Below are 25,113 nucleotides of genomic sequence, written 5' to 3'. Positions count from 1 at the left end.
TTCCAGCAGTGTCCACCTCGAAGTCGCAACGCCTGGTCAACCTCGTCATCTGTCTGAGGTCGACCAACGCGTTCCTGTCGGCCGACGAGATCCGCCGGATGGTCCAGGGTTACGACGACTGCGAGTCCGAGAACGCCTTCCTGCGGATGTTCGAACGCGACAAGCGGGAGCTGCGCGACGTCGGCGTGCCGCTCGAACAGGGCGCGTCGCTCGCGCCCGGCTCGCCCGTCGGGTACCGCATCCCCGCCCACGGATACGAGCTGCCCGAGATCACGCTGACGCCGGAGCAGGCCGGCGTGCTCGCCGTGGCCGCCGAGGTGTGGCGCGAGGGGGAGAGGGCCGCCCGCGCCGGCGGGGCGCTGGCCAAGCTCACCGCCGCCGGGATCGACCCCGTCCACGACGCCGGCGCCACCGTCTCCGTGGCCGACCCCGCCGAGCTCGCCACGGCCGCCCTGGTGGCCGAGGCGGTCGCCGAGGGCACCGGCCTCACCTTCTCGCACACCCCGGCAGGCGCCTCCGCCCCGCGGACGCGCCGGGTCGAACCGTGGTGGACCGGCTCACGCCACGGGCACTGGTACCTCGTCGGCCACGACCTCGACCGCGGCGAGCCCCGCACCTTCCGGCTCGTGCGCATCTCCGACGTCAAGGCGACGCGCGCCGCCCGGACCGTCCCCGTGCCGCCCACCGAGCAGGTCCTGGCGCTGCTCGACGACGCCGTCTCCCGCCTCAACCCGCTGCTCGAGGCCACCGTGTGGGTGGCCGACGGCCGTGCCGCCGAGCTGCGCGCGATGGCCCGGTCAGCCACGCCCGCACAGCGCTTCGGCAGGACGGGCGCCGATCTCGGTCTCGCCGCGCCGCTGGGCGAACTGTCCGCGCTGGTGGCCGCGCAGGGTCCCGATGCCGTCGCCCTGGGACCGGCGGAGCTGCGGGTGCGCGTCGTGTCGATCCTCAGCGCCGCCGAGGAGGCCGTCCGATGAGTCCCCGCACCGTCCCGCTCGCGACGCTGCTCAGCGTTGTCCCGTACTTCCACACCCGCGGTCCCGTCCGGGTGGCCGACGCCGCGCGCGACCTCGGCATGAGCGAGAAGCAACTCCGCGACGCCCTGTGGCAACTGTGGTCCTGCGGCCTGCCCGGCTACGGCCCCGGTGATCTCATCGACCTGGCCTTCTCCTCCGAGGACCTCGACGACGCCGAGATGGTCGAGGTGACGTTCACCGCCGGCATCGACCGCCCCGTGCGCCTCACCGCCGCCGAGGCGGTCACCCTGGAGACCGGGCTGGCCGTGTTCCTCGGCCAGCCCGAGGTGATCGACCAGACCGCGCTGCGCGACCTGCTCACGACGCTGCGCGCGGCCACCGGATCCGAGGCCCGCGTCACCGCAGGCGAGGCGCGCCGCGAGTCGGCGGACTCCGACGCGGACGTGGTGCGGACCGCGGTGCACGACGGCCGGGCGCTGCGCTTCGTCTACCACTCGGCGAGCTCTGACACCTCCACCACGCGCGTCGTGGACCCCGCCCGCCTGTCCGTCGCCGACGGTCACTCCTACCTCCACGGCGTGGACCGCTCGTCCGGGCAGTGGCGGACCTTCCGCACGGATCGGATGAGCGGGGTCGAGGAGGTGGGACCGCGCCGCGCGCTCGGCCCCGAACCACAGGACGACGGCGAGGGGGACGTCCGCCTGGAGGCCGCCCGCGTCCCGGCTGCCGCGGCGTGGTTCCTCGACGAGTTCCGCTTCCACACGGTGGTCCGCCGCCCCGACGGCGATCTGGACGTCGAGATCGCCTATCACGACCGCGCGTGGCTGCTCCGCTTCCTGCTGGGGCACGCCGACGTCGTGCGTCCCGGGGACCCCGGGCTCGCCGCCGAGGTCGCCCGCCGTGCCGCCGAGGGACTGGCCGTATACGAGACGGGCGACGACCCCGGCGACCAGCTCGTGAATTCCCAGTGAACGACGAGGTCACGGGGGGTTTCGCTCGCTTGCGCGCTGTCGTCGTCGGCGGCGGGTGCGCTAGCATGGAAACGTTGTCAGACAAACGGAGGTTGACATGGGTGCGTTGAGCATCTGGCACTGGCTCATCGTCCTCGCGGTGGTGCTCCTGCTCTTCGGTTCGAAGAAGCTCCCGGACGCCGCCCGCGGCCTCGGACGGTCGATGCGCATCTTCAAGTCCGAGATCAAGGAGATGCAGAACGACGACAAGCCGGCCGAGGACCAGGAGCCGCAGGCGCTCACCCAGGGTCAGCCGAACGCCGCCCAGTACGCGCAGCCGCAGGCGAACCAGTACCAGCCGCAAGCTCCGCAGCAGTACCAGCCGCAAGCTCCGCAGCAGTACCAGGCGCAGGGACAGCAGCAGGGGCAGGCCCCGGCGCAGGGGTACCCGCAGACTCCGCAGCAGCCCTACCAGCAGCCGGCCCCCCAGCAGGGTCAGCAGCAGTTCATCGACCCCACCGCCCCGCACCACGGCGGCCAGGGTCAGCAGGGGCAGTAGGCCGGCTCGTCCATGACACAGACCGGGACCTCGGACACCGGCGCCACCCGTCAGGGCGGCGCCGGTCGCCTGCTGTCCAAGCGACGCCGCAGGCCGCGTAACCCCGACGGCACCATGCCGCTCATCGAGCACATCTACGAGCTGCGGACCCGCCTGCTCATCTCGATGGCCGCGATCGTGGTGACGCTCGGCTTCGGCTTCTGGTGGTACGGCACCGGGTTCCTGGGCGTGCCGTCGCTCGGCGGAATCCTCACCGGCCCCTACTGCGACATCCCGCCCGGCGCCCGCCTCCAGCTGGGCGACGCCGGCGACGAGTGCCGCCTGCTCGCCACGGGCCCGTTCGAGCAGTTCATGCTCCGCCTCAAAGTCGCCGCCACCGCCGGCATCGTCCTGGCCAGCCCGATCTGGCTCTACCAGTTGTGGGCGTTCATCACGCCCGGCCTGCACAAGAATGAGAAGCGCTACGGCATCGTCTTCACGATCCTGGCCGCCGTCCTGTTCATCGGCGGCGCGGTCCTGGCGTACATCGTGATCGTCCACGCGTTGGAATTCCTGCTCTCGATCGGCGACAACGTCCAGACCACGGCACTGTCCGGCACGCAGTACTTCACGTTCCTCATCCAGCTCATCCTCATCTTCGGCGTGAGCTTCGAGATCCCGTTGCTCATCGCCATGCTCAACGTGGCGGGTGTCGTGAGCTACGAGACACTGGCCCGGTCGCGTCGCGGCATCATCATGGGCATCTTCGTGTTCGCCGCCGTCGCCTCACCCGGCCAGGACCCGTTCTCCATGCTCGCGCTCGCGGTGGCCGTGTGCATCCTGGTGGAGGCGGCCATCCAGTTCGCCCGCCTGCACGACAAGCGCAAGAAGAAGTCCCGCGAGGACTGGCTCGAGGTGGACGACGAGTCCGCGTCCCCGCTCGCCCCCGCCGACGGCCTAGGCGGTACCGGCCCGCTCGAACGACCCGAACCACTGACCCGACCCACCCCCGCCGCCGGTGCCGGCGTATCCGGTACCCGCGCGCCCGGCGACACCCGACCGCTCCAGGCCCCGGCCGGTGGCGGTTCGATCTATGACGACATCACCTGACGAGACCCACCCCGACGACCTGCTGGAGGGATTCCTCTCCGGCGAGGGCTTCGCGCCCGATCCGTTCCAGCTCGAGGCCTTCGCGGCCCTGGACGCCGGCCGGAACCTGCTCGTGTCCGCACCGACGGGGTCCGGCAAGACCCTTGTCGGCGAGTACGCGGCCTACCGCGCCCTCGCCGGCGGCGGACGGTGCTTCTACACCACGCCGGTCAAGGCGCTGAGCAACCAGAAGTTCCGGCAGTTCCGCGAGCGCTTCGGCCCCGAGAACGTCGGCCTGCTCACCGGTGACCACTCGATCGACGCGGACGCACCCGTCGTCGTGATGACCGCCGAGGTGCTGCGCAACATGATCTACAGCGCCTCGTCGGCACTGCACGACCTCGACTGCGTGGTGATGGACGAGATCCACTACCTCGGCGACCGCTCGCGAGGCGTGGTGTGGGAGGAGATCATCCTCACCCTCGACCCGGCCGTCCTGCTCGTCGGGTTGTCCGCGACGCTGAGCAACACCGACGAGCTGGGGGACTGGATCACCGAGATCCGCGGCGACACCGCCGTCGTGCTCTCCGAGCACCGTCCCGTGCCACTGGCCCACATGCTCTACACGGACGGCGATCTCGTCCCCGTCCGCGACGCCGCAGACCAGCGCCGGCGGGCCCGGTCCGGTTACCACGACGAGCGGATGGCCTCCCGCCCGCGTGCGCAGTGGGCCCGCCGTCAGGACGTCATCGAGCGGCTCGACGACGAGCATCTCCTGCCCGCCATCTACTTCGTGTTCTCGCGGGCGGGATGCGACGGCGCGGTCGCGCAGATGCGCCGGGCCCGGCTGCGTCTCACGACCGGCGAGGAAGCCCGACGCATCGCCTCGCACGTCGACTCCGCGGTCACGCAGGTCCCGCAGCCCGACCTCGACGCGCTCGACTTCGCGGCGTTCCGCGCCGGGCTGGTCAACGGACTCGCCGCCCACCACGCGGGGATGCTGCCGCTGTTCCGCACGATCGTCGAGGAACTGTTCTCGGCCGGGTTGATCAAGGTGGTCTTCGCCACGGAGACGCTCGCGCTGGGGATCCACATGCCGGCTCGTGCCGTGGTGCTCGAGAAGACGACCAAGTTCAACGGCGACACACACATGATGCTCACGTCCGCCGAGTACTCGCAGATCACCGGGCGTGCCGGCAGGCGCGGCATCGACACCAAGGGCACGGCGGTCGTGCTGGACCAACCCGACCTCGACCTGGACGCGCTGGCCGCGCTCGTCGACACCCCGCGGTTTCCGCTGTACAGCGCCTTCACGCCCGACTACTCGATGGCCGTCAACCTCGTCGAGCAACTAGGAGTGGAAGAGGCCACGTCCCTCATCGGACGGTCGTTCGCCCAGTTCCAGACCGATCGCACGCTGGTATCGCGGTCTCGCGCGATCGAACGGCGCTCCGACGAGCGTGACCGGATGCGCGCCTCGCTCGAGGAGGCCGGGGGAGACGCGGACCTCGACGAGTACATGGGCCTGCGCGCCGAGCTGAGCAGGCTCGAGCGCAAGTCCGAGAAGGCCACGCGCGACGACCGGCTCGACTCCGTGCGGTCGGCCATGCTCAAGCAGACAGCGGGCTCCGTCATCACCGTGGGCCGCAAGCGGTTCGGCATGGTCGCGACCGTGCTGCAGGTGCGGACCGACATCCCCTCGGACCCCGCGTTGCTCTGCCTCACCGATACCGGGTGGACCGGTTGGCTGCGCCAACACGACTTCGCGGCACCGCCCGTGCCGGTGGGCCGCGTGGACCTGCCCAAGGGCCGCCGAAAGCTGGACGGGAGGGCCAAGCGCGCGCTGGTCCAGCGCATGGAGCACCTGCGAGGCAAGGCCAAGGGCCGCATGAAGAACGCCGGCGGCAAGCCGGTCCGCAAGGATCCGCGGATCGCAGCGGCCCGCCGGGCCCTGCGCCAGCACCCGCTGCACGACGACCCCCGGATCGACAAGCTCGCCCGCCTGCACGAGCGGTGGGCCCGCGCCGACGCCGACGTCGCCGGCCTCACCGCCGAGGTCGACGCCGACGCGGACTCGTTGGCCCGACGGTTCCGCCGGATCGTCGACCTGCTCCGCCATCTCGGTTACCTCGAGGAGGTCGACGGCGTCCTGCGTGCCACCGACGCGGGCCACCTGCTCGCCGGGGTGCACACTGAGCAGGACCTCTTCGTGGCCGAGTGCCTGCGCCGCGGCGTGTGGCAGGGTCTCGACGCGCCCGGGCTCGCCGCCGTGATCGCGACCATCGTCGCGCACCCGCGTACCGACTCGGCGATCCGCGAGCCCTCGGACGAGGTCCTGCGGTCGGCCCTCGCCGAGACCGAGCGGGTCGCGGTGGACGTCGCCGAGACCGAGCGTGCACACCGGCTGCCCGCGACCCCGGACCTGGACGCCGGGCTCGCGCCGGTCCTGCACCACTGGGTCTCAGGGGGTGCGCTCGCCTCGATCCTCGCCGCGTCGTGGCAGGAGGGCGTCGAGCTCACGGCCGGAGACTTCGTCCGGTCCGCGCGACTCGTGGTGGATGTGCTCGCTCAGGTCGGCCAGGTCGCCGAGCCGGACCTCGCCCGGACCGCCCGCTCGGCGGTGGGATCACTGCGCCGCGGCGTCGTACTCGACCACATGGCCTGAGCCCACCCGCGGGCCGCGTCCGTCGCGTTGAACCGCGCGGTTCACCACCATGGTGACGACGGCCGCCCGGAGTCGGGTCAGGCCTCGTCGAGGACCGCCGTCGCCTCCACCAGCCGGCCGATCGCGCGCGCCTGGCCCGTCGACTCACCCAGCGACTCGATCCGCCCGGTGTCCACCGGCCCGCGACGGCCGTCCACGTCGCCGTCGAACTGCACGTCGAACGCGCGCCCGCCCAGCCGGACCACCCCGCGCGCCGCGGCGAGGTAGTCGGCGCCCTCGGTGATCGCCTTCCGATGGCGGGCGCTCATCGCCGAACCGGGGTCGCCCGCGGCGGCGATGATCCCGTCCAGGTCTCCGTACTCGCGCAGCAGCGTGGCAGCGGACTTCGCGCCGATCCCCGCGACGCCCGGCAGTCCGTCCGAGGCGTCCCCGACGAGCACGGCGTAGTCCGCGTACGCCCGCGCGTCGTCGCCCGCCGGCAGGTCGAAGCGCTCGGCCACGACCCGCGGGGTGTACGCGAGCCGCTTCTTCATCCCGGCCCCCACGTACACGACGGTGGTCGTCGCCGAGGCCAGCTGGAACAGGTCGCGGTCGCCCGTGACGACCAGCACCTCGCGATCGCGAGCGGACAGCGCTGCCAGCACGTCATCGGCCTCCGCGTCCTCCGCCCAGGCCTGGGCGAGGCCCGCGGCGCCGAGGACCTCGCGGATCGCGCCGACCTGCGGGCCCAGGGATTCGGGGGCGTCCTCCTCGCCGTCGTCACCCACCCGGTGCGCCTTGTACGACGGCAGCAACTCCACCCGCCAGTCCGGGCGCCACTGCCGGTCCAGGGCGGCCACCAGGCCCGTCGGCGAGTACTCCTCGACCAGCACGGCGACCATGTCGCAGAACCCGCGCACCGCGTTGGCCGGGGCGCCGTCGGGCCCGGTGATCTTCTCGGGCACGGAGTGGAACGCGCGGAACCACAGGCCGGCGCTGTCGAGAACCATGAGCGGGCCCTGGGACACCGCGCCTCCTTGTGGGTCGGGGATCACGCCGGTCAGGGGTCATGCCGGCCGGGAGTCCTGCTGATCGCGGGTCACGAGCGTCCGCTGCCCGCCAGGTTAGTCTCCCGCGACCCCGCCCGCCGCGCGCCTAGTGTGGGGGCATGACCACTCCCGACCCGCAGCTCCACTCCCGTCGCCTGACCGCCGTCCGCGATCGCGCCGGCGCCCTCGGAATCGACCACCTGGTGGTGTACTCCGGCGAGGACATGTCCTACCTCACCGGCGAGCGCATGGACTCCCACGAGCGGCTCACCGCGCTGGTCGTGCCCGTCGCCGGCGGAGAGCCGCTGCTCGTGCTGCCCGCGCTCGAGCTCACCAACGTCACCCGTCGCGCCGCCGAGCGCGTGGGAGCGGAGATCCACCCGTGGTCCGACGGGACCGACCCGGTGCCGCTCGTGGCGGGGAAGGTCGCCGGGCGGGTGGCGGTCTCCAGCGCGTTGCCGGCACTGCACCTGGTGCCGCTCCGTGACGGCGTCGACGGCGAGGTGGTGCTCGCCTCGGAGGTGATCGACCACGTGCGGGCCGTGAAGACCCCCGACGAGGTGGAGCAGCTCGCCGAAGCGGCCCGCCGTATCGACGCCGTGCACGCACGCATGGGGGAGTTCCTCCGGGTGGGCCGGACGGAGGAGCAGGCGGGCGAACTCATCACGGCGGCCATCGAGGCCGAGGGACTCACGCACGCGGAGTTCGTGATAGTGGGATCGGGCCCGCACGGCGCTGACCCGCACCACGGCGTGTCGGACCGGGTGATCGAGTCCGGCGACATCGTGGTGGTGGACATCGGCGGCCCGCTGCCCAGCGGGTATCACTCGGACTGCACGCGAACGTACTCGATGGGGGAGCCCTCCGCCGAGGTCGCCGAGAACTACGAGGTCCTGCAGGAGGCGCAGCGGTTGGCGCGCGAGGCCGTGCGTCCGGGCGTCGCGATCGGCGAGGTCGACGCAGCAGCCCGCGAGCACCTCGCCGCCGCCGGCCTGGGCGAGCTGTTCATCCACCGCACCGGCCACGGAATCGGGCTGGGGCTGCACGAGCCGCCGTTCGTCATGCCCGGGGCCGACACCGTGCTCGAGGAGGGGATGACGTTCTCGGTGGAGCCGGGCATCTACCGGTCCGGGCAGTGGGGCGCGCGCCTGGAGGACATCATCGCGGTGACCGCCGACGGCCGGCGCGACCTCAACACCGGGGAACGCGGCCTGCGGGTGCTCTGACCGCTGACGCCCACCCAGCCGCTCTCGGATCCGCTCCCGCGCCTGGCGTCTCGCTCCCGTCGATGCCCGCGACTAGCGCAGCCGCCCCTCAGCATGGCGCCTCGCCCACCCCGCGGTGCGCGCGAGACGCCATGTTCGCGTGCGGCTGCGCCCGGAGGCCGCCCTGCAGCCGCCCAGCATCGCCGCCCGCCCCGTACACGACCCCCCGGAGATCGAGCCAGAGCGACCGAGCCTCCGAGCGACCGAGGTCAGGCGCCGGTGAACATCTGCGCCGAGCCCAGGACGCGGTCCACTTCGATGGCCACGACCACCCGTTCGGGGTTCGGCGTCGGCTCGCGGTAGCGCAGTGCGTACCGGCGCTCTCCCTCACGGACGGCGTCGGGGTCGTCGAGCAGCCGGGCGGTGCCTTCGAAGGTGAGCCACCGACCGCGGTCGACGTGTGAGACGGCGGCGCGTCCGCCCCGGGCGGCGTTGCGGGCCTTCTGGGATCCGCGCCGGGTGATCACGCGCGCCAACCCGCCCTCGACGTCCACGGTGAAGCCCACCGCCACGACGTGAGGGGACCCGTCGCGCCGTAGCGTCGTGAGCGATCCCAGGTGGTACTCGGACAGGAACCGGTGCGCCTCGTCGGAGAGCTCTGCCAGGGTGTGCGCCATGCGGCCGAGCCTGCCACAGCGACTCGGCGCGGGGCGCGCAGGCGTGCGTGGGAGACTGGGCGCATGCCCACACCTGCAACCCCGTCGCCCCGGCCCGCGTCCGGCGGAGAGGTCGTGGTGGTCTTCGGTGGCCGCAGCGAGATCGGCCTCGCCGTCGCCCACCGCCTCGCACCCGGCCGGACGGTCGTCTTGGCGAGCCGCCCCGGGGGCGACGTGTCCGCGCTCGAGGCCCCGCTCGTCGAGGCCGGCGCGGCGGCCGTGGAGTTCGTGGACTTCGACGCCGACGACCTCGACGCGCACGCGGCCGTCGTGGACGGGATCGAGTCCCGCGTCGGGCCGATCGACATCGCCGTCCTGGCGTTCGGGATCCTCGGCGACCAGGAGGTGGCCGAGCGCGACTCCCGCGCCGCGGCCCGGATCCTGCACACCGACTTCGTGGCGCAGGCCGCGTTGCTCACGGTGCTGGCCGAGCGGATGAAGCCGCGCCGGGCCGGTGTGCTGGTGGCGTTCTCGTCTGTGGCGGGGCAGCGGGTCAGGCGCGCCAACTACGTCTACGGTTCCGCGAAGGCGGGGCTGGACGGTTTCGCCTCCGGCATGGCAGATGCGCTGCACGGCACGGGCGTCACCCTGGTGATCCCCCGCCCCGGGTTCGTCATCGGTCGGATGACCGAGGGCATGGACCCGGCGCCGTTCTCCTCGACACCGGACCAGGTGGCGGACGCGGTGGTCGAGCGGGTGCTCGAACGGCGGGCCGGGGTCGTGTGGATCCCGAGGCAGCTGCGGGTCATGTTCGCCGTGGCGCGGCTCGTCCCGCAGCCCGTGTGGAGGCGGATGCCGCGGTGAGCGCTCCGCCACGGCCGGGTCCCGACCCGGCGGTCGTCCACCTCGTCGGCACGGGCCCAGGACCGGTCGATCTGCTCACGGTCCGCGCGTCCCGGCTGATCGCGTTGAGCGGCACCTGCCTGTGTGACTCCGACGTCGGCGCGGCGTTGTCGTTGTGCCCGCCGACGGCCCGGGTCGTCGATGCGACCGATCTCTCGCCGGAGGACGCCGCGGCGCGGATCCACGAGGCGGTGGAACGCGGAGACCGGGTCGTGCGGCTCTACGCCGGGGACCCGGCGCAGCACTCCGCACTGGCCGCACACACGCGCGCTCTCGACGCCGCGGAGATCGAGTGGGAGCTCGTGCCCGGGATCCCGGCGGCCGGCCACGCAGCGCCAGCCGCGCCCACGACCGTCGACAGCCCGGCCACGGCGCAGACGACGCCCCCGTCCGGCGGGCTAAGCGGCGGACCGTCCGGCGACCCGGGCCTCATCCTCGTCCTCGGCGGCACCGGCGAGGCGCGGCGGCTGGCCGATCTCATGGTGACCGCCGGTCTGGACGTGGTGACCGCGCTGGCCGGCAAGGTCACGCGCCCGCGGCTGCCCCGCGGTGAGGTCCGTATCGGCGGGTTCGGCGGCGCCGAGGGCCTGGCGCACTGGCTGCGGGAGAACGCGGTGAGCGCGGTGATCGACGCGACCGACCCGTTCGCCGACGAGATCTCGACCGACGCGGTCCACGCCGCCACGGAGACGGGGATCCCGCTGCTGCGGCTGCACCGCCCGCCGTGGGCCGAACGCCCCGGCGACGAGTGGATCCGCGTCCCCGACACGCGGGCCGCCGCGCAGGTGGTGGCCGAGCGGTTCCGCCGCCCGATGCTCACCGTCGGCAAGCAGGGCGCGTCCGAGTTCGCCGGCGACACCCGCGGCTCGTACCTCATCCGCTGCTCGGAGCCACCGCCGGGACCGTTGCCGCACCGCTACCTGCTGGTACTCGACCGCGGGCCGTTCGGGGAGGACTCCGAGCGGACGTTGATGTCGCGGCACCGGATCGACGTCCTCGTCACGCGCGACAGTGGCGGCGACAGTTCGGCGGCGAAGCTGGCGGCCGCCCGGGACCTGCGTATCCCGGTAGTGATGGTCGACCGGCCGGAGGCGCCGCCCGCCCCCGAGACGGTGCACTCGGTCGACGAGGCCGCCCGCTGGCTGGTGGGGCGGTTCGGTTCACGCTGAGCCGGGCGCCCAGGGCGAGGTCGCGTCGAAGATCATCCCCATCGGCGCCAGGACCCGCACGACCTGCTCGGCCATCCCCTCGGTGAGCCCGTGCAGTCCGATCACCCCGTCCGCCGAGACGGTGCCTGGCCGCTCCACGGCGCCGAGGAACTCGGCGAGCCGCGCGGGGATGACGCCCTCGGCGACCACGGCGAGGAGGCTGACGAGCCCGTCGGAGGTGTCGACCCACCCGACCGTCGGGGGAGCGGCCACGAGCCGCCGCTCTACCGGGGTAGAGGGGGACGTGGCCCTCGCGCCGGCGTCTCGGGTGACCGTGGTGGTGAGTGGGTGGGAGTCCAGGGCGACGACGACGAGGTCGTGCACCTCCCCGGACGCGGGCACGTCGGCCGGCCCCGCGGAGCGTGCGAGGTGGGCCGCCACGTCCGCGAGGACGACCGCCGCGTGGTCGAGCCGGACCCGGACGGCGATCTCCCGGCCGGCGACGTGGATCCGCGCGGTGCCGTCCGTGCCGTCGACGACGGCGGCCAGGTCGGGGGAGTGCGCCAGCACGTCTTCCGAGCCGTCGTCGAACCCCAGCAGAAGGAGACCCGCGAGGGCGTCGATCCCGGCGTGGCCGGCCAGCGCCGCGGAGAGCCGGTCGGGCAGGTCGGCGAGATCGTGGTGGCCGTCGAGCAGGCCGGCCAGCGGCGAGGCGAGGACGACGGGCAGGCGGCGCGGACCGCCCGGCGGCAGGAGGCCGGAATCCGTGGCGCGGTCCCAGAGCCGGCGCGCGGTGGGATCGGTACCGTCCTGCTGGTCGCCGCCCGCGGGTCCGCGTTCGATCCCGCGGAGCTCGAGCCCGCCGCCGGCGACCGTGTGGACGGCGCCACCGTGGTCGGCCGCGAGGGCCGCCAGTGCGGTCCAGTCGGCGGGGCGCAGTCGGCCGCCGGGGAAGTGCAGGCGGGCCCTGTCGCCGTCGGTGATCGCGGAGACGCCCCGGGGGCCGGGGAGGTGGTCAGCGGCGGAGTCGTCCATGGCGGACCACAGTATCGGCCGGCCCGGTCGCGGGGGACCCGACGCCCGGCGGTGATCCGTGACGCGACGGGGGGTGGGCGGGCCGGGCCTCCGGGCGTGCTCGGGGATAATCGGACGCATGACCGCATTCCTGGCCACCGGGGGCCGCGTCCTCACGCCCGCCTCCCGAGACGCCACCGCCCTGGCGCACGAGAACGGACTCATCGTGTGGGCCGGCTCGGACGCCCCGGGGCCCGCCCTCTTCCCGGACGCCGAACGGGTCGACCTGGCGGGAGACTGGGTCGCCCCGGCGTTCGTCGAGTGCCTCGCCGCCGGTCTCGACCTCGCGGCCGCCGCCGCCCGCGGGGTGGTCCCGGCCGCTCTGACGCCGGTACCAGGGCCGGACACACTCGACGACCTCGCCGCGGTCGAGGAGAAGGTGCGTGCGGGGGAGCGGGTCGTCCTCGACGCCGGGGTGGAGCCAACGCGCCTCGCCGCTTACCTCACGCGCCTGGCCGACGAACTCGGCGGGCCCGCGGTCGCCCGGTGCGCGCCGGTCCTCATCGCTGCGGTGTCCGGCGGGGCGGCGGCCCCGGACGACGAGACCCTCGCCGCCCTCGCCGCCGTCGGCGCGATCGTCCTGCTGCGTCCGCTCGTCGACGACCTGGCTGGCACCGACCTCGTGCGCATCGCCGCCTCCGGAGTCGCCCTGGCGGCGTCGACCCGGGCCGGCGACGAGGTCCGCCCGTGGGACGCCCTGCGGGCGCTCACCTCCGTCGAAGGCGGTCGCGGACTGTCCCCGCGCGCCGCCTTCACCGCCACCACCCGGGGAGCGCGCCGCGCCGCCGGAGCCCGCGACGGCGCGGCCGGCACCCTCACCCCAGGTGCGCCCGCCACATTCGCGCGATGGGAGACGGGCGAGCTCGCGGTGGTCGCGGCCGACGACGCCGTCCAGCGCTGGTCCACCGATCCGCGGTCGGGGGTGCCGCCCATGCCCGACCTCACCGGCCCGGACCCCGTCCTCCGGGCACTCGTCGTGGACGGCCTGCCCGCCGGCCCCGCGGTCTGATGCCCCTGATGACGAGGCTGGCCTTCGCGGCCGCCTCCGGCGCGCTGCTGGCCGCCTCGTTCCCCCCGATCGGTCTGTGGTGGACCGCGGTTCTCGCGATCGCGCTCCTCGTCGTCGTCATGGCCCCCTCCGGCGACCACCCGCCCCGGGCACGCACCGGCGCCCTCCTCGGCCTCGTCTCCGGCCTGGCCTTCTTCCTCCTGCTGGTCCCGTGGGTCGGCATGTACGTCGGCGCCTACGCCTCCTGGGGCCTGTCGCTGGTCCAGGCCCTCTACCTCGCCGCGTTCGGCGCGGGCGCCGTGGTCATCCTGCGCGCCGGACTCGACCCCGGCCCGCGGTCCGCCGCACGCGCGCTCAGCGCGGTGCTCGGCGTGGCCGGCTGGTGGTCGGTGTGGGAGTGGGTCCGGTCGTCCTGGCCGTGGGGAGGCTTCCCGTGGGGCCGGTTGGCGTTCGGGCAGGCCGACGGCCCCCTGCTGCCGCTGGCCTCGCTCGGCGGGACGCCGCTGCTCGGGTTCGTCGTCTCCGCGGTCGGCGCCGCCCTCGGGGTGGCCGTCGTCCTCCTGCTGCGCCGCGACGCCGACAGCGGACGGCGAGGGGCCCGCGCGGCCGCCGGCCTCCTGTCGGTCCCGCTCGTCGCGGTGGGCCTGGTCGCCGGCGCCGCCCTCACCCCGGGCGGGGAGCACACCGACACCGTCGAGGTCGCGGTGATCCAGGGCAACGTCCCTCGCCTCGGCCTGGACTTCAACGCGCAGCGCCGCGCGGTCCTCGACAACCACCTCGACGTCACGGCCGGGTACGCCGACGACGTCGAGGCCGGCACCCTCCCGCCTCCCGACCTCGTGCTGTGGCCGGAGAACGCCTCCGACATCTCGCCGCTCGACGACCGCCTCGCCGGCGCGCAGATCAGTGCCCTGTCCCGGCGCCTCGACGCGCCGATCCTCGTGGGCACCGTCCTACCCACGGGCCAGGGGCGCGAGGCCACCAACTCCACCCTCGTCTGGGACGCCCGCGACGACGTCGGCGGCGGTGCCGGCTCCGACCGGGTCGCCGACCGGCACGACAAGAAGTACATCCAGCCCTTCGGCGAGTGGCTGCCGATGCGGGGCCTGTTCGAGGCGCTCTTCCCGATCGCGCAGGCCGCCGGTCACTTCGTCCCCGGGGACGGCGACGGGCTGGTCACCGCGAACGGGGTCGAGCTGGGCGTGGCGATCTGCTTCGAGATCGCGTTCGACGCCGCCGCCCGTGAGCCCCTCTCGCGCGGTGCCCAGATCCTCACCGTCCCCACCAACAACGCCACCTTCGGCCAGTCGGCCATGACGTACCAGCAGCTGGCCATGTCCCGGGTGCGCGCGGTCGAGCACAACGTGCCCGTCCTCATCGCCGCGACCAGCGGTGTGAGCGCCGTCATCGGCCCCGACGGGCACGTGCGGCAGGAGACCGGCATCTTCGAGCCGGCGGTGCTGGCGGCTCGGGTCGAGGTCGGCGGGGCCGGTACAGTGGCAACCCGACTGGGCGGCGTCCCGCAGGCGGTGAGTTGCCTCGTCGGGCTCGTCGCACTGGCCTGGGCGCTGGCCCACACCCGCCGACGGCCCGTGACCCGACACGAGGAGACGTAAGTGACCGAACCGACGACTCCGGGCGGCAGCGCGCCCTCCGGGCGCACGCTGGTGATCATCCCCACCTACGACGAGCGGGACAGCCTGCCCGGCGTCGTGGAGCGCCTGCTCGCCTCGGCCCCCGACGTGTCGGTCCTCATCGCCGACGACAACAGCCCGGACGGCACCGGGGAAGTCGCCGACCGTCTCGCCGCCGACGACCCGCGCGGCCGTATCTCGGTCCTGCACCGCACCCGCAAGCAGGGCCTCGGCGCCGCCTACATCGCCGGGTTCCGTTGGGGACTCGAGCGCGGGTACACGGTGCTCGTGGAGATGGACGCCGACGGCAGTCATCCGCCCGAGCGCCTGCCCGCCATGCTCGAGGCCGTGGACGGCGGCGCCGACCTGGCGATCGGGTCCCGCTACGTCCCCGGCGGCTCCGTGGTCAACTGGCCGTGGCAGCGCCACGTCATCTCCCGCGGCGGCAACATCTACTCCCGCGTCATGCTGGGAGTCGGCATCAAGGACATCACCGCCGGCTACCGCGCCTACCGCGCCGACGCGCTGGCCGAACTCGACCTGGACGCCATCGAGTCCAAGGGCTACTGCTTCCAGATCGACATGAGCTGGCGGCTGCTAAGCAACGGGCGGCGTGTGGTGGAGGTCCCCATCACCTTCACCGAGCGCACCGTGGGGCATTCCAAGATGAGCGAGTCGATCTTCCGCGAGGCCGCGGTCAACGTCGCCCGCTGGGGCTGGGAGAAGCGCCGCGCCCAGCTGCGTGCCCTGCTCCGGCGCTGAGATCCGAACGCCCGGGGGGCCTGACGCGCCCGTCAACGGCGGACGCCCCGGCCCCCTCGGAAGGGGACCGGGGCGTCATGCCACCGGGTGGATCAGCGAGCGCCAGCGCGGCGCCGCTTCTTGAGCAGGTCCATCCGCTCCTTGAGAAGCTCCTCGAGCTCCTCCAGGGAACGCCGCTCGAGCAGCATGTCCCAGTGGGTGCGCGGCGGCTTGCCCTTCTTCACCTCGACCGCGGGGCCGTCGATGAGCTGGCCCTCCTGGCCGTTCTTACACATCCACGTGCCGGGGATCTCGGCGTCATCGGCGAACGGCACCTCGTAGACCTCGCCGTTCGGCGTCTGGTACCGGGCCATGCGGCGGGGCGCGAGGTCGTGGTCCCGGTCGGTCTCGTAGCTCACCGCTCCGAGGCGGCTGCCCCTGAGGACTCGATCTGCCATGCGAACTCCTTCTGCCGTGTTCGTCTGCGTCAAAGCACTGCGGTCACATCACCGCGCTGCGGTCAATTCTGCGGATCGACACGACGCTGCGTGGTTCCTGCTCGTATCAACGCCAGAGGAACCCCCAAATGTTCCCACGCCCCGACGCCGCGGGCCACCCCGGGGGCGACCTGGGTACCCTTTGATCCGTGGATTCCGACGTCCGGGCAGAGCCCCCCGCCCCCCGGCGGGGCGAGGCGTCCTGCGCGTGGTGCGGTCGGCCCGTCGACGAGGGCGGCACCGGACGGCGGCGGCGGTATTGCCGTCGCTCGTGCCGACAGCGCGCCTACGAGCAGCGCCGGTCGCTACGGATGCAGGACCTGCCCGAGGGGACGGTCGTGCTGTCCGAGGCCGAGTCCACCGACCTCATGGACCGGATGTTCCAGCTGCGCTGCGCGTGCGAGGACCTGCGGACCGCGATCGCCGAGGGCGAGGACCCGGGGGAACTGGCGCGCATGTCGGAGGACCTCGTGGCCGCAGCGCGCCGGGCCGAGCGGCTGCGGTGAACCGAACAGCTGCGGTGCACGCTGTCGGCGAGGTCCTGCGGACGTGGTGGGAGCGGTGGCGGCCCTCCGTCACGGGACTCATCGTCGCCGCGCTCGCGGCGTGGGTCTCGCTCATGCCGTCGCTGCTGCCGCGGGCATGGCACTACCAGGGCATCGTCACGGGCGTGTCGATGCTGGTCGGCTACGGCGTCGGCGTGGCGCTCCGGACCCTGTGGCGGCGCGTCGTCGCGCCCCGCATCAACCTGCACCCCGACCTCACCGCGCTGGGGGACCGCCTGCTGGCGTTCGCGCGGCTGTCCGCACCGTACGTATTGGTCGTCTACCTCATCACGGCCACCGCCACGGCGATCCGCTGGCAGGACCAGGTTTCCGACCTCGTCGAGTCGCCGCGCCCACCGTGGGCGGACTACATGCGCATCCCGTGGGTCGCGCTGGGTCTCTTCGTCGCGCTGCTGATCGCCGCCCGGGGCCTCCGGGCGGCGTACCGGGCCTTCGTTCGCGCGGTGCGCCGCCGGTTCGGGATCGGGGAGTACACCGCCCGGCTGGCAGGGGTCGTGGTGGCCGCCGCGCTGCTGCTGGGCATGGTCCAGGGCGTGCTGCCGCGCCTCTTCTTCGACGCCGCCAACCAGATTTTCAGCGCCCAGAACAACGAGGACCTGCCCGACGCCCGCCCGCCGCGCGAACCCGAGAAGTCAGGGGGCCCGGGTTCACTCGTGGACTTCGAGGACCTGGGCCTGCAGGGCCGGCGATTCGTCAGCGGCGGCGTCGACCGGGAGACGCCGAGCGACCTGCTCGGCGAGGAGGCGAAGGAGCCGATCCGGGCCTACGCGGGCCTGGAGTCCGCCCCCACCAACGATGAGCGCTCCGACCTCGTGGTGGCCGAGCTCGACCGAACGCGGGCCTGGGAGCGGGAGTCCGTCGTGATCGTGCCGACCACCGGCACCGGGTGGATCAACCCGCACGCCGCCCAGGCGATCGAGCTGCTCTCCGGCGGCGACGTCGCGACGGTGGGCACGCAGTACTCGTTCCTGCCCAGCTGGATCTCGTTCCTCGCCGACCGCGAGAAGGCGGAGGCCGTCGGGCGCTCGCTCGTCGAGTCGGTGGTGGAGTGGCGCGACTCGCTGCCCCCCGACCTGCCGCGGCCGGCACTCTACGTCTATGGCGAGAGTCTCGGCACCCAGGCCGGGGAGGCGGCGTTCTCGGGGATCCGGGACATCCGCGCCACCGTGGACGGCGTGCTGTGGATGGGCCCGCCCAACTCCAACCACATCTGGCACTCGCTGGTCGAGCGCCGCGACCCGGGCACCCCGGTCACCGAGCCGGTGTACGCCGACGGCCTGCTGGTGCGCTTCTCCGAGGACCCGGCCGAGTTCCGCGGCGACGACAGTCCGTGGATCCCACCGCACGTGCTGTACGTCCAGCACGCGACCGACCCGGTGGTGTGGTGGACGCCGGATCTGCTGTTCGACCGTCCCGCATGGCTGGCCGAACCCCCGGGGAAGGGCCGCCATCCGGGCATGTTCTACATGCCGGTGCTCACGTTCTTCCAGGTCACAGCCGACCTCGGCAACGCGGTCGGCGGATCGCAGGGCTACGGCCACCTCTACGACCACCAGATCCTCGACGGGTGGGCGGCCGCGACGGGCCGCGAAGAGTGGGACGACGACGAGTTCCAGCGGTTCGCCGAGCTGCACGCCGTCGCCATGCTGAACCAGGAACGCGGCTGACGCCTTTCCCGTCCCGGGTCCGTGTTCTAGCGTTGCCTCGGAGAGAACCGGCCGAGGAGACCCGCGAATGAGCACCCACACCGCAGACACGCACGACATCATCCGCGTCCTCGGCGCGAGGGAGAACAACCTCCGCTCGGTCGACGTGGAGTTGCCCAAGCGGCGGTTGACCGTCTTCACCGGCGTCTCCGGGTCGGGCAAGAGTTCGCTGGTCTTCGCGACGATCGCCGCGGAGTCGCAGCGGATGATCAACGAGACGTACAGCGCGTTCGTCCAGGGGTTCATGCCGACGCTGGCCCGGCCGGACGTCGACGTGCTGGAGGGACTGACCACCGCGATCGTCGTGGACCAGGAGCGGATGGGCTCCGACCCGCGGTCGACGGTGGGGACCGCGACCGACACCGGGGCGATGCTGCGGATCCTGTTCAGCCGGCTCGCCCGGCCCGCCATCGGCGGGCCCAAGGCGTACTCGTTCAACGTGGCGTCGGCCTCCGGCGTGGGCACGCTGAAGAAGGCCGACGGCACCCGGCAGAAGGCCGAGTTCACCATCACCGGCGGCATGTGCGTGCGGTGCGAGGGCCGCGGATCGGTCTCCGACTTCGACATCGACGCGCTCGTGGACCGCTCGAAGTCACTCAACGAGGGGGCCATCACGGTCCCCGGCTACTCGATGGACGGGTGGTACGGGCGCATCTACTCCGGGTCCGGGTTCTTCGACATGGACAAGCCGGTGGGGGAGTACTCCGAGCGCGAGATGGACGACCTCCTGCGCAAGGAACCGGTGAAGATCAAGGCCGACGGCATCAACGTCACGTTCGAGGGACTGATCCCGAAGATCCAGAAGTCGATGCTGTCCAAGGACGTCGAGGCCATGCAGCCGCACATCCGGGCGTTCGTAGAGCGGGCCGTGGTCTTCACGACGTGTCCGGAGTGCGACGGCACGCGACTCAACGAGGGCGCCCGGGCCTCGCGGATCGGCGAGCACAACATCGCCGACGTCTCGGCCATGCAGATCACCGACCTCGCCGAGTGGCTGCGCGGACTCGACGAGCCGTCCGTGGCCCCGCTGCTGGGGTCGTTGCAGCACACACTCGACTCGTTCGTAAAGATCGGGCTCGGGTACCTCTCGCTCGACCGGCCGGCGGGCACGCTCTCGGGTGGCGAATCCCAGCGGGTCAAGATGATCCGCCACCTCGGGTCCGCGCTGACGGACGTGACCTACGTGTTCGACGAGCCGTCGATCGGCCTGCACCCGCACGACATCGACCGGATGAACGGGCTGCTGCTGCGCCTGCGGGACAAGGGCAGCACCGTCCTCGTGGTCGAGCACAAACCCGAGACCATCGCGATCGCCGATCACGTCGTGGACCTCGGCCCCGGCGCCGGATCCGAGGGCGGCGAGATCTGCTTCGAGGGCACGGCGGACGGACTGCGGGCCAGCGGCACCGTCACCGGCCGCCACCTGGACGATCGCGCCTCTCTCAAGGACTCGGTCCGCGAGCCCACCGGGTGGATCGAGGTACGCGGGGCGAGCGCGCACAACGTGCGTGACGTGGACGTGGACATCCCTCTCGGGGTGCTGTGCGTGGTGACGGGTGTGGCGGGCTCGGGCAAGAGCTCGCTCATCCACGGCTCGGTGTCCCCGCGGGAGGGAGTCGTGGCGATCGACCAGTCGGCGATCCGGGGGTCGCGCCGCAGCAACCCCGCGACCTACACCGGCCTGCTCGAGCCCATCCGCAAGGCGTTCGCCAAGGCGAACGGCGTCAAGCCAGCGCTGTTCAGCCCGAACTCGGAGGGCGCGTGCCCCACGTGCAAGGGCGCGGGAGTCATCTACACCGACCTCGGCATGATGGCGGGTGTCGCCACGACGTGTGACGACTGTGAGGGCCGCCGGTTCCAGGCCGAGGTGCTCGAGTACCGGCTGGGGGAGCGCAACATCGGCGAGGTGCTGGCGATGTCCGTGGCCGAGGCGGAGGACTTCTTCTCGGCGGGCGAGGCGCGCATCCCCGCGGCCCACAAGATCCTGGTACGCCTGCGCGACGTCGGGCTGGGATACGTGCGGCTCGGCCAGCCGCTCACCACGCTGTCCGGGGGCGAGCGCCAACGCCTCAAGCTCGCCGCCCAGATGGCGGACAAGGCCGACGTCTACGTGCTCGACGAGCCGACGACCGGCCTGCACCTCGCGGACGTGCAGAACCTACTGGGCATGCTCGACCGGCTCGTCGACGCGGGCAAGTCGGTCATCGTGATCGAGCACCACCAGGCGGTGATGGCCCACGCGGACTGGATCATCGATCTGGGCCCCGGCGCGGGCCACGACGGCGGCCGCGTCGTGTTCGAGGGCACCCCGGCCGACCTCGTCGCCGACGCGTCGACGCTGACCGGGGAGTACCTGGCCCGCTACGTCGGCGGGTGACGCCCGCCGCGGGGCCGGGCGCCGCCCACCGCGTCGCCCGGGGGTAGAAAGACGTCATGTCCGACTCCCGCGCTGTCCCTGATTCCTCGTCCGCCGCCGCCAGCACGTTCGTCCGCGTCTCCGGCCTCGTCGTGGACGAGGTGAGCGCCACGTCACTGCGCGGACACGCGGACCTGGGCGCAGACCACCTCACCGACTGGGGGACCGTGCACGGTGGCGTGTACGCGAGCATCGTCGAGTCCGCGGGCGGCGCGGGTGCCGGGTTCGCCGTCGCCGACCGCGGTCAGGTCGCGGTCGGCGTCCACAACGGGACCGACTTCCTGCGCGCCTCGGCCGGCGGGCGGGTTGAGGTGACCGCCGCAGCCCTGTTCCAGGGCCGTAGTCAGCAGCTGTGGGACGTGGTCATCACCCAGTCCGAGACCGGGAAGGTGCTGGCCCGCGGTCAGCTGCGGCTCCAGAACGTCGACCGCCCGGGCGACACCGGGGTCGCCGCCGCCACCGACCCGGCCGCGGGCTGAGCCACGCCGGCAGAGGGGGAGCGGCGGGCCGGCACCCGGAGGGCAGCTCCAGGTCGGCGAGGTCCGTCCACTCCTCGGCCGTGCCCGTGACGGCGTCGCTGTCGCGTGCGCCCAGCATGAGATACCCGGCGTAGGTGACCGCTTCCGCGGTCCGCGACTCGGGGGAATCACCGTGCCCGTCCGCGATCAGCGGAGAGGTGCTGCTGTTGAGGTCCCGCAGCGCTGACGCCAGCGTCGGTTGGTCCGGGGCCTGCTCGTCGCCGCGCGAGTACTCGGCGATCTCGCGGAGTGCGCGCCGGGTGTCGTCGCGGACGAACTCCCGCTCGGCCCGGTCGGCCGCGGCGGCGGTCGGCAGCTCCACATCTGCGGACCCGGGTCCCCCTCGAGCCATCGGCCGGCGTCGGGATTGCGGGGATCGCAGGCGGGGTCGTCGCCGGGCACGATGTGCCGGCTCGCCCGCGCCGCGCGGGCGTCGTACTCGCGGTGGGCGGCGGCGAGCTCAGTGCTGATCGACTCGGAGGGAGTCCAGATCCCCTTGACGACGGTCTCTTCGGCGTCGGCGAGCGCGTGGGGCGCGGCGTGGTGCTGCGGTCGGCTGTCAGGCCCCGGTTCGGTGGCCGCGTAGGCCGCTACCGCGTCCCGCGCGCGGCGCACCGCTCGACGTTCCGGTCGGCGGGGATCGGGGAGGAGATCCGCCATGGCCACCAGCCACGCCACGGCGGCTCCGACAGCGGTCATGGCCGGGACGAGGACGGGTTCGGTGCCGTGCTCGCCGACCGAGGTAGGAGCCGGCGGTGAAGGCGCCCAGGGCGGTGGCGACGACCAGGCCCAGTCCGATGCCGGCGACGGTCGCGGCGCGACGACGCAGCGGCGCGGCCGGGGCGTAGAGGACGGCGAAGGTCCCGGTGACGGTGAGTAGCCCCAGGTCGAAGCGCCCCAGCAGCATCGGGATCGCCAGGCACAGCAGGACCGTGAGCCCCGCCTTGGTCGCATTGGGCAGCCGCGGGGGACTCGGGGCCAAGGTGACGAGTGGTCGCAGTAGTTCTCCGGTTCGCGTACTCGCCATGTGCTCCTCAGGCTGTCCTTCCGAATCGCTTGTGCAGTGCCTGTCTGCTCACTCCCAGGACCGTGCCGATCTCCGCCCAGCTCAACCCGTGCACTCGGGCGAACCGCACGGCGGCGGCCTCTTCGCGGGCGATCTGAGCTTTTGCCCGCGCGATGGCGGCCAATCTGTCGAGGGGGGAGTCCTCCGCGCTGAAGTCGAACGTCGTCTCCACTGTCACCACCTCATCCGTCAACCTACGTTGACACCGCCGTCGATGTCAACCTCGGTTGACGCCGAGGGGTGCGTCTCGGAGCGGGCCCGGATATACTTCCGGGCATGTATCCCGGTGCCATCACCATGAAGCCCTGGTCCCGCCGCTGACGGCGGCGGAGACCACCTTTAACACCCTCTTCGCACGCCGTCCACGGACACACGCCGGGCGGCCATCTCGTGCTTCCCGGCTCCACGACGAGCCGAAGAGGGCACCGTGCACTACAACCAGTACCAGCATCAGCACCGGCATCACCGATTCCCCGCCGGACACCGCGCACACATCCGCCTGACCGGCGTGGCGGTGACCCTCGGGGACCGTACCGTGCTGGCCGGGGTCGACCTCACCGTCTCCGCGACATCGCGGCTCGCGGTGGTGGGTGAGAACGGTCGGGGCAAGACGACGCTCCTGCGCGTCCTGGCCGGACGCCACCTCCCGGACTCCGGCAGCGTCTCGAGGGTCGGGCGCATAGGGACCGTCGACCAACACCTGGACGCCCCGGAGGCGCGCACGGTCGGCGACCTCGTCGCCGAGGAGATCGCCGACAGCCTCGCCGCCCTGCGCGCGTTGGACGCCGCCGCCGACGCCATGGGAGCCGGGGAGCCCGGCGCCGAGGACGAGTACGCGGCCGCACTCGAGCTGGCCACCGCACTGGACGCGTGGGACGCCGACCGCCGCGTCGACGTCGCGCTCGCCGGGCTCGGCGCGTGCGACGACCGCGCGCGCCCGCTGGCGTCGTTGTCCGTGGGGCAGCGCTACCGGGTCCGCCTGGCCTGCGTCCTGGGCGCGCACCACGACCTGCTGCTGCTCGACGAGCCGACCAACCACCTCGACGCGTCCGGGCTGGAGTTCCTCACCGCCCGGCTGCGGGCGCACCCCGGCGGGGTCGCCGTCGTCTCGCACGATCGGGCGCTCCTGCGCGAGGTGGCGACGCATTTCTGCGACCTGGACCCGAGCCCGGACGGCAGGCCTCTGGTGTTCGGCGGCGGCTACGACGGTTGGCTCGAGGGGCGCCGTCGTGTGCGCTCCGCGTGGGAGCAGGCCCACGCCGAGCAGCTCGACGAGCACCACAGACTCGCCCGCGCCGCGGACGAGGCTCGGGACCGGCTCCGCGACGGGTGGCGCCCCGCGAAGGGACACGGCAAGCATGAGCGGTCGACGCGCGCGGGCGGCACCGTCCGGGCGTTCGTCCGCCGCCGCGAGGAGCTCGAGCGCCACCGCGTATCCGTGCCGCCGCCTCCGCCGCGGTTCCGGTGGCCGGCGTGGGACGTCCCGGCCGGGCAGCGAGTGCTGACCTGCCGTGAGGTCGTCGTGTCGGGGCGGCTGCGCACGCCGGTCTCGTTCTCGCTCGACACCGGCGACCGACTGCTGGTCACGGGCCCTAACGGGGCGGGCAAGTCGACGCTGCTCGCACTGCTCGCGGGAGACCTCCCTCTGAGCCGGGGTAGGATCGATCGTCGTCCTGCCGCACGGGTCGCGTTCCTGTCCCAGGAGGTGCCGGAGTGGGATCCGAGGCGGACCGCGACACAGATCTACGCCGAGCACGTCTCTCGGCTGGGCCGTGGCGACGCGCCGGGGCTGACGTCGACCGGGCTGCTGGACCCGCGCGCCGCCGCCACCGCGGTGAGCCGGATGTCGCAGGGCCAACAGCGTCGCCTCCACCTCGCACTGTGTCTGGCCGCCCGGCCCGCGCTGCTGATCCTGGACGAGCCGACCAACCACTTGTCGTCAGCCCTGGTGGACGGGCTCACCGAGGCGCTGGTCACCGCATCCTGCGCGGTGGTCGTCGCCACCCACGACCGGCAACTCCTGCGAGACCTGTCGACGTGGCCGACCCTCGCCCTGGCGCGGTCGGAGGTAGATGCTGCGCATGTCCGGTAGCGCGAACCCCGGAAGCGTCGACATCAAGAGGCTGCGACGCCACCTGTACTCCGGCCGCGTCGGGCGCGTCGACACGGTGGAGGTCCCGCCCATGTGGTTCCTCCGGGTCGACGGCCACGGCGACCCCAACACCGCGCCGGCCTACCGCGCGGCCGTCGAGGCGCTGTACATCATGTCGTACGCGATCCGGGCGATCGCGAAGTCGGAGCTCGGGCGGGTCCACACCGTGGGCCCGCTCGAGGGGCTCTGGTACGCCGACGATCCGCGGGTGTTCACCGCGCGGGATAAGGCCGCGTGGAACTGGACGATGATGATCTGGCAGCCCGAGTGGATCACGCCGGAGGTCGTCGCCGCCGGGGACAGGGTGACGACGACGAGGGGTTCGGACGCCGGCGAGCGTGTGCGGTTCGCGGAAGGGACCGCGGTTCAGACGCTGCACGTGGGGCCCTATGACGAGGAGGGGCCGGTCATCGCCCGGATGCACGCGGAGGCCATCGCGGGCCGGGGCGCCGTGCTGTCCGGCCACCATCACGAGATCTATCTCTCGGATCCGCGCAGGGGCGAGCCCGCGAGGCTGAGGACGATCCTCCGCCAGCCCGTCGCGTCCGGCTGAGCCGGTGCCGCCGCGCCGGGTC

General features: G+C 73.0%; 23 protein-coding genes. 17 read left to right on the top strand and 6 right to left on the bottom strand.

Annotated features, from left to right (window positions below; genetic code table 11):
• The first annotated feature begins 8 nt into the window (after positions 1-8).
• From C3V38_RS13695 to C3V38_RS13675, 5 genes are all read left to right on the top strand, one after another.
• Complete coding sequence (locus tag C3V38_RS13695) at positions 9-977, top strand: YafY family protein (RefSeq protein WP_106386024.1); 969 nt, start codon at positions 9-11, stop codon at positions 975-977.
• Complete coding sequence (locus C3V38_RS13690; RefSeq protein ID WP_106386023.1) at positions 974-1,948, top strand: YafY family protein; 975 nt, start codon at positions 974-976, stop codon at positions 1,946-1,948. The genes C3V38_RS13695 and C3V38_RS13690 overlap by 4 nt, the downstream gene beginning before the upstream one ends.
• Before the next feature lie 97 nt (positions 1,949-2,045).
• Entirely contained in the window at positions 2,046-2,486 is a 441-nt protein-coding gene (gene tatA, locus C3V38_RS13685; protein WP_106386022.1) for a Sec-independent protein translocase subunit TatA, read from the top strand.
• Between the two features lie 114 nt (positions 2,487-2,600).
• Positions 2,601-3,575: a twin-arginine translocase subunit TatC gene (tatC, locus tag C3V38_RS13680; RefSeq protein ID WP_254426164.1), complete on the top strand. Its 975-nt coding sequence runs from the start codon at positions 2,601-2,603 to the stop codon at positions 3,573-3,575.
• Positions 3,559-6,219, top strand: a complete 2,661-nt coding sequence (locus tag C3V38_RS13675) for an RNA helicase (protein WP_106386020.1) — start codon at positions 3,559-3,561, stop codon at positions 6,217-6,219. The genes tatC and C3V38_RS13675 overlap by 17 nt, the downstream gene beginning before the upstream one ends.
• Before the next feature lie 77 nt (positions 6,220-6,296).
• Here C3V38_RS13675 and C3V38_RS13670 read toward each other — a convergent pair whose 3' ends face one another.
• Positions 6,297-7,226: a 5'-3' exonuclease gene (locus C3V38_RS13670; protein ID WP_061916822.1), complete on the bottom strand. Its 930-nt coding sequence runs from the start codon at positions 7,224-7,226 to the stop codon at positions 6,297-6,299.
• Positions 7,227-7,366: 140 nt separating this feature from the next.
• Between C3V38_RS13670 and C3V38_RS13665 the strand changes: the two genes are divergently transcribed.
• Positions 7,367-8,473, top strand: a complete 1,107-nt coding sequence (locus tag C3V38_RS13665) for a Xaa-Pro peptidase family protein (protein WP_106386019.1) — start codon at positions 7,367-7,369, stop codon at positions 8,471-8,473.
• A gap of 248 nt (positions 8,474-8,721) precedes the next feature.
• Here C3V38_RS13665 and C3V38_RS13660 read toward each other — a convergent pair whose 3' ends face one another.
• Positions 8,722-9,129, bottom strand: coding sequence for a pyridoxamine 5'-phosphate oxidase family protein (locus C3V38_RS13660; protein ID WP_061228734.1), 408 nt, complete (start codon positions 9,127-9,129; stop codon positions 8,722-8,724).
• 63 nt (positions 9,130-9,192) lie between these two features.
• On the opposite strand from C3V38_RS13660, the gene C3V38_RS13655 reads away from it, so the two are divergent.
• On the top strand, positions 9,193-9,972 hold the full coding sequence (locus tag C3V38_RS13655; protein ID WP_106386018.1) for an SDR family NAD(P)-dependent oxidoreductase: 780 nt from the start codon (positions 9,193-9,195) through the stop codon (positions 9,970-9,972).
• Complete coding sequence (locus C3V38_RS13650; protein WP_243699721.1) at positions 9,969-11,180, top strand: cobalt-precorrin-6A reductase; 1,212 nt, start codon at positions 9,969-9,971, stop codon at positions 11,178-11,180. The genes C3V38_RS13655 and C3V38_RS13650 overlap by 4 nt, the downstream gene beginning before the upstream one ends.
• On the opposite strand, the gene C3V38_RS13645 is transcribed toward C3V38_RS13650, so the two are convergent.
• Positions 11,172-12,194 (bottom strand): hypothetical protein, encoded by a 1,023-nt coding sequence (locus C3V38_RS13645; protein ID WP_106386016.1) that lies wholly within the window; start codon positions 12,192-12,194, stop codon positions 11,172-11,174. The two genes, C3V38_RS13650 and C3V38_RS13645, sit on opposite strands and share 9 nt — an antisense overlap.
• A 118-nt stretch (positions 12,195-12,312) precedes the next feature.
• On the opposite strand from C3V38_RS13645, the gene C3V38_RS13640 reads away from it, so the two are divergent.
• Genes C3V38_RS13640 through C3V38_RS13630 form a run of 3 tightly spaced genes read left to right on the top strand, consistent with a single transcriptional unit; the run spans position 12,313 to position 15,638 of the window.
• Positions 12,313-13,242, top strand: coding sequence for an amidohydrolase (locus C3V38_RS13640; RefSeq protein WP_106386015.1), 930 nt, complete (start codon positions 12,313-12,315; stop codon positions 13,240-13,242).
• Between the two features lie 8 nt (positions 13,243-13,250).
• Positions 13,251-14,858, top strand: coding sequence for an apolipoprotein N-acyltransferase (gene lnt, locus C3V38_RS13635; protein WP_254425995.1), 1,608 nt, complete (start codon positions 13,251-13,253; stop codon positions 14,856-14,858).
• The gene (locus C3V38_RS13630; protein WP_106386013.1) at positions 14,859-15,638 is read left to right on the top strand and encodes a polyprenol monophosphomannose synthase; all 780 of its coding nucleotides are present in this window, start codon (positions 14,859-14,861) and stop codon (positions 15,636-15,638) included.
• Between the two features lie 92 nt (positions 15,639-15,730).
• On the opposite strand, the gene C3V38_RS13625 is transcribed toward C3V38_RS13630, so the two are convergent.
• Positions 15,731-16,075, bottom strand: coding sequence for an RNA polymerase-binding protein RbpA (locus C3V38_RS13625; RefSeq protein ID WP_007633930.1), 345 nt, complete (start codon positions 16,073-16,075; stop codon positions 15,731-15,733).
• 188 nt (positions 16,076-16,263) lie between these two features.
• Here C3V38_RS13625 and C3V38_RS13620 point away from each other — a divergent pair, with 188 nt between their 5' ends.
• The 4 genes from C3V38_RS13620 (at position 16,264) to C3V38_RS13605 (ending at position 21,281) form a co-directional block, all read left to right on the top strand.
• Entirely contained in the window at positions 16,264-16,620 is a 357-nt protein-coding gene (locus C3V38_RS13620; protein WP_106386012.1) for a hypothetical protein, read from the top strand.
• On the top strand, positions 16,617-18,347 hold the full coding sequence (locus C3V38_RS13615; RefSeq protein ID WP_254425994.1) for an alpha/beta-hydrolase family protein: 1,731 nt from the start codon (positions 16,617-16,619) through the stop codon (positions 18,345-18,347). Before C3V38_RS13620 ends, C3V38_RS13615 begins: the two co-directional genes overlap by 4 nt.
• 67 nt (positions 18,348-18,414) lie before the next feature.
• The gene (locus tag C3V38_RS13610; protein WP_106386010.1) at positions 18,415-20,763 is read left to right on the top strand and encodes an excinuclease ABC subunit UvrA; all 2,349 of its coding nucleotides are present in this window, start codon (positions 18,415-18,417) and stop codon (positions 20,761-20,763) included.
• 56 nt (positions 20,764-20,819) lie between these two features.
• Entirely contained in the window at positions 20,820-21,281 is a 462-nt protein-coding gene (locus tag C3V38_RS13605) for a PaaI family thioesterase (RefSeq protein WP_106386009.1), read from the top strand.
• A 186-nt stretch (positions 21,282-21,467) separates the two neighbouring features.
• Here C3V38_RS13605 and C3V38_RS17390 read toward each other — a convergent pair whose 3' ends face one another.
• The gene (locus tag C3V38_RS17390; RefSeq protein WP_129591193.1) at positions 21,468-22,019 is read right to left on the bottom strand and encodes a hypothetical protein; all 552 of its coding nucleotides are present in this window, start codon (positions 22,017-22,019) and stop codon (positions 21,468-21,470) included.
• A gap of 335 nt (positions 22,020-22,354) precedes the next feature.
• On the bottom strand, positions 22,355-22,558 hold the full coding sequence (locus tag C3V38_RS13590; protein WP_106386499.1) for a sigma factor-like helix-turn-helix DNA-binding protein: 204 nt from the start codon (positions 22,556-22,558) through the stop codon (positions 22,355-22,357).
• A 255-nt stretch (positions 22,559-22,813) separates the two neighbouring features.
• Here C3V38_RS13590 and C3V38_RS13585 point away from each other — a divergent pair, with 255 nt between their 5' ends.
• A complete protein-coding gene (locus tag C3V38_RS13585) occupies positions 22,814-24,478 on the top strand; it encodes an ABC-F family ATP-binding cassette domain-containing protein (RefSeq protein WP_106386006.1) in 1,665 nt (554 codons plus the stop codon).
• Entirely contained in the window at positions 24,468-25,091 is a 624-nt protein-coding gene (locus tag C3V38_RS13580; RefSeq protein ID WP_106386498.1) for a GyrI-like domain-containing protein, read from the top strand. The genes C3V38_RS13585 and C3V38_RS13580 overlap by 11 nt, the downstream gene beginning before the upstream one ends.
• The last annotated feature ends 22 nt before the right edge of the window (positions 25,092-25,113 follow it).

The organism is Dietzia sp. oral taxon 368, from assembly GCF_002999155.1.
GTDB classification, from domain to species: domain Bacteria; phylum Actinomycetota; class Actinomycetes; order Mycobacteriales; family Mycobacteriaceae; genus Dietzia; species Dietzia cinnamea.
The sequence above is the reverse complement of the archived record's forward strand: the minus strand, read 5'-3'. Positions and strand labels throughout refer to the sequence as shown.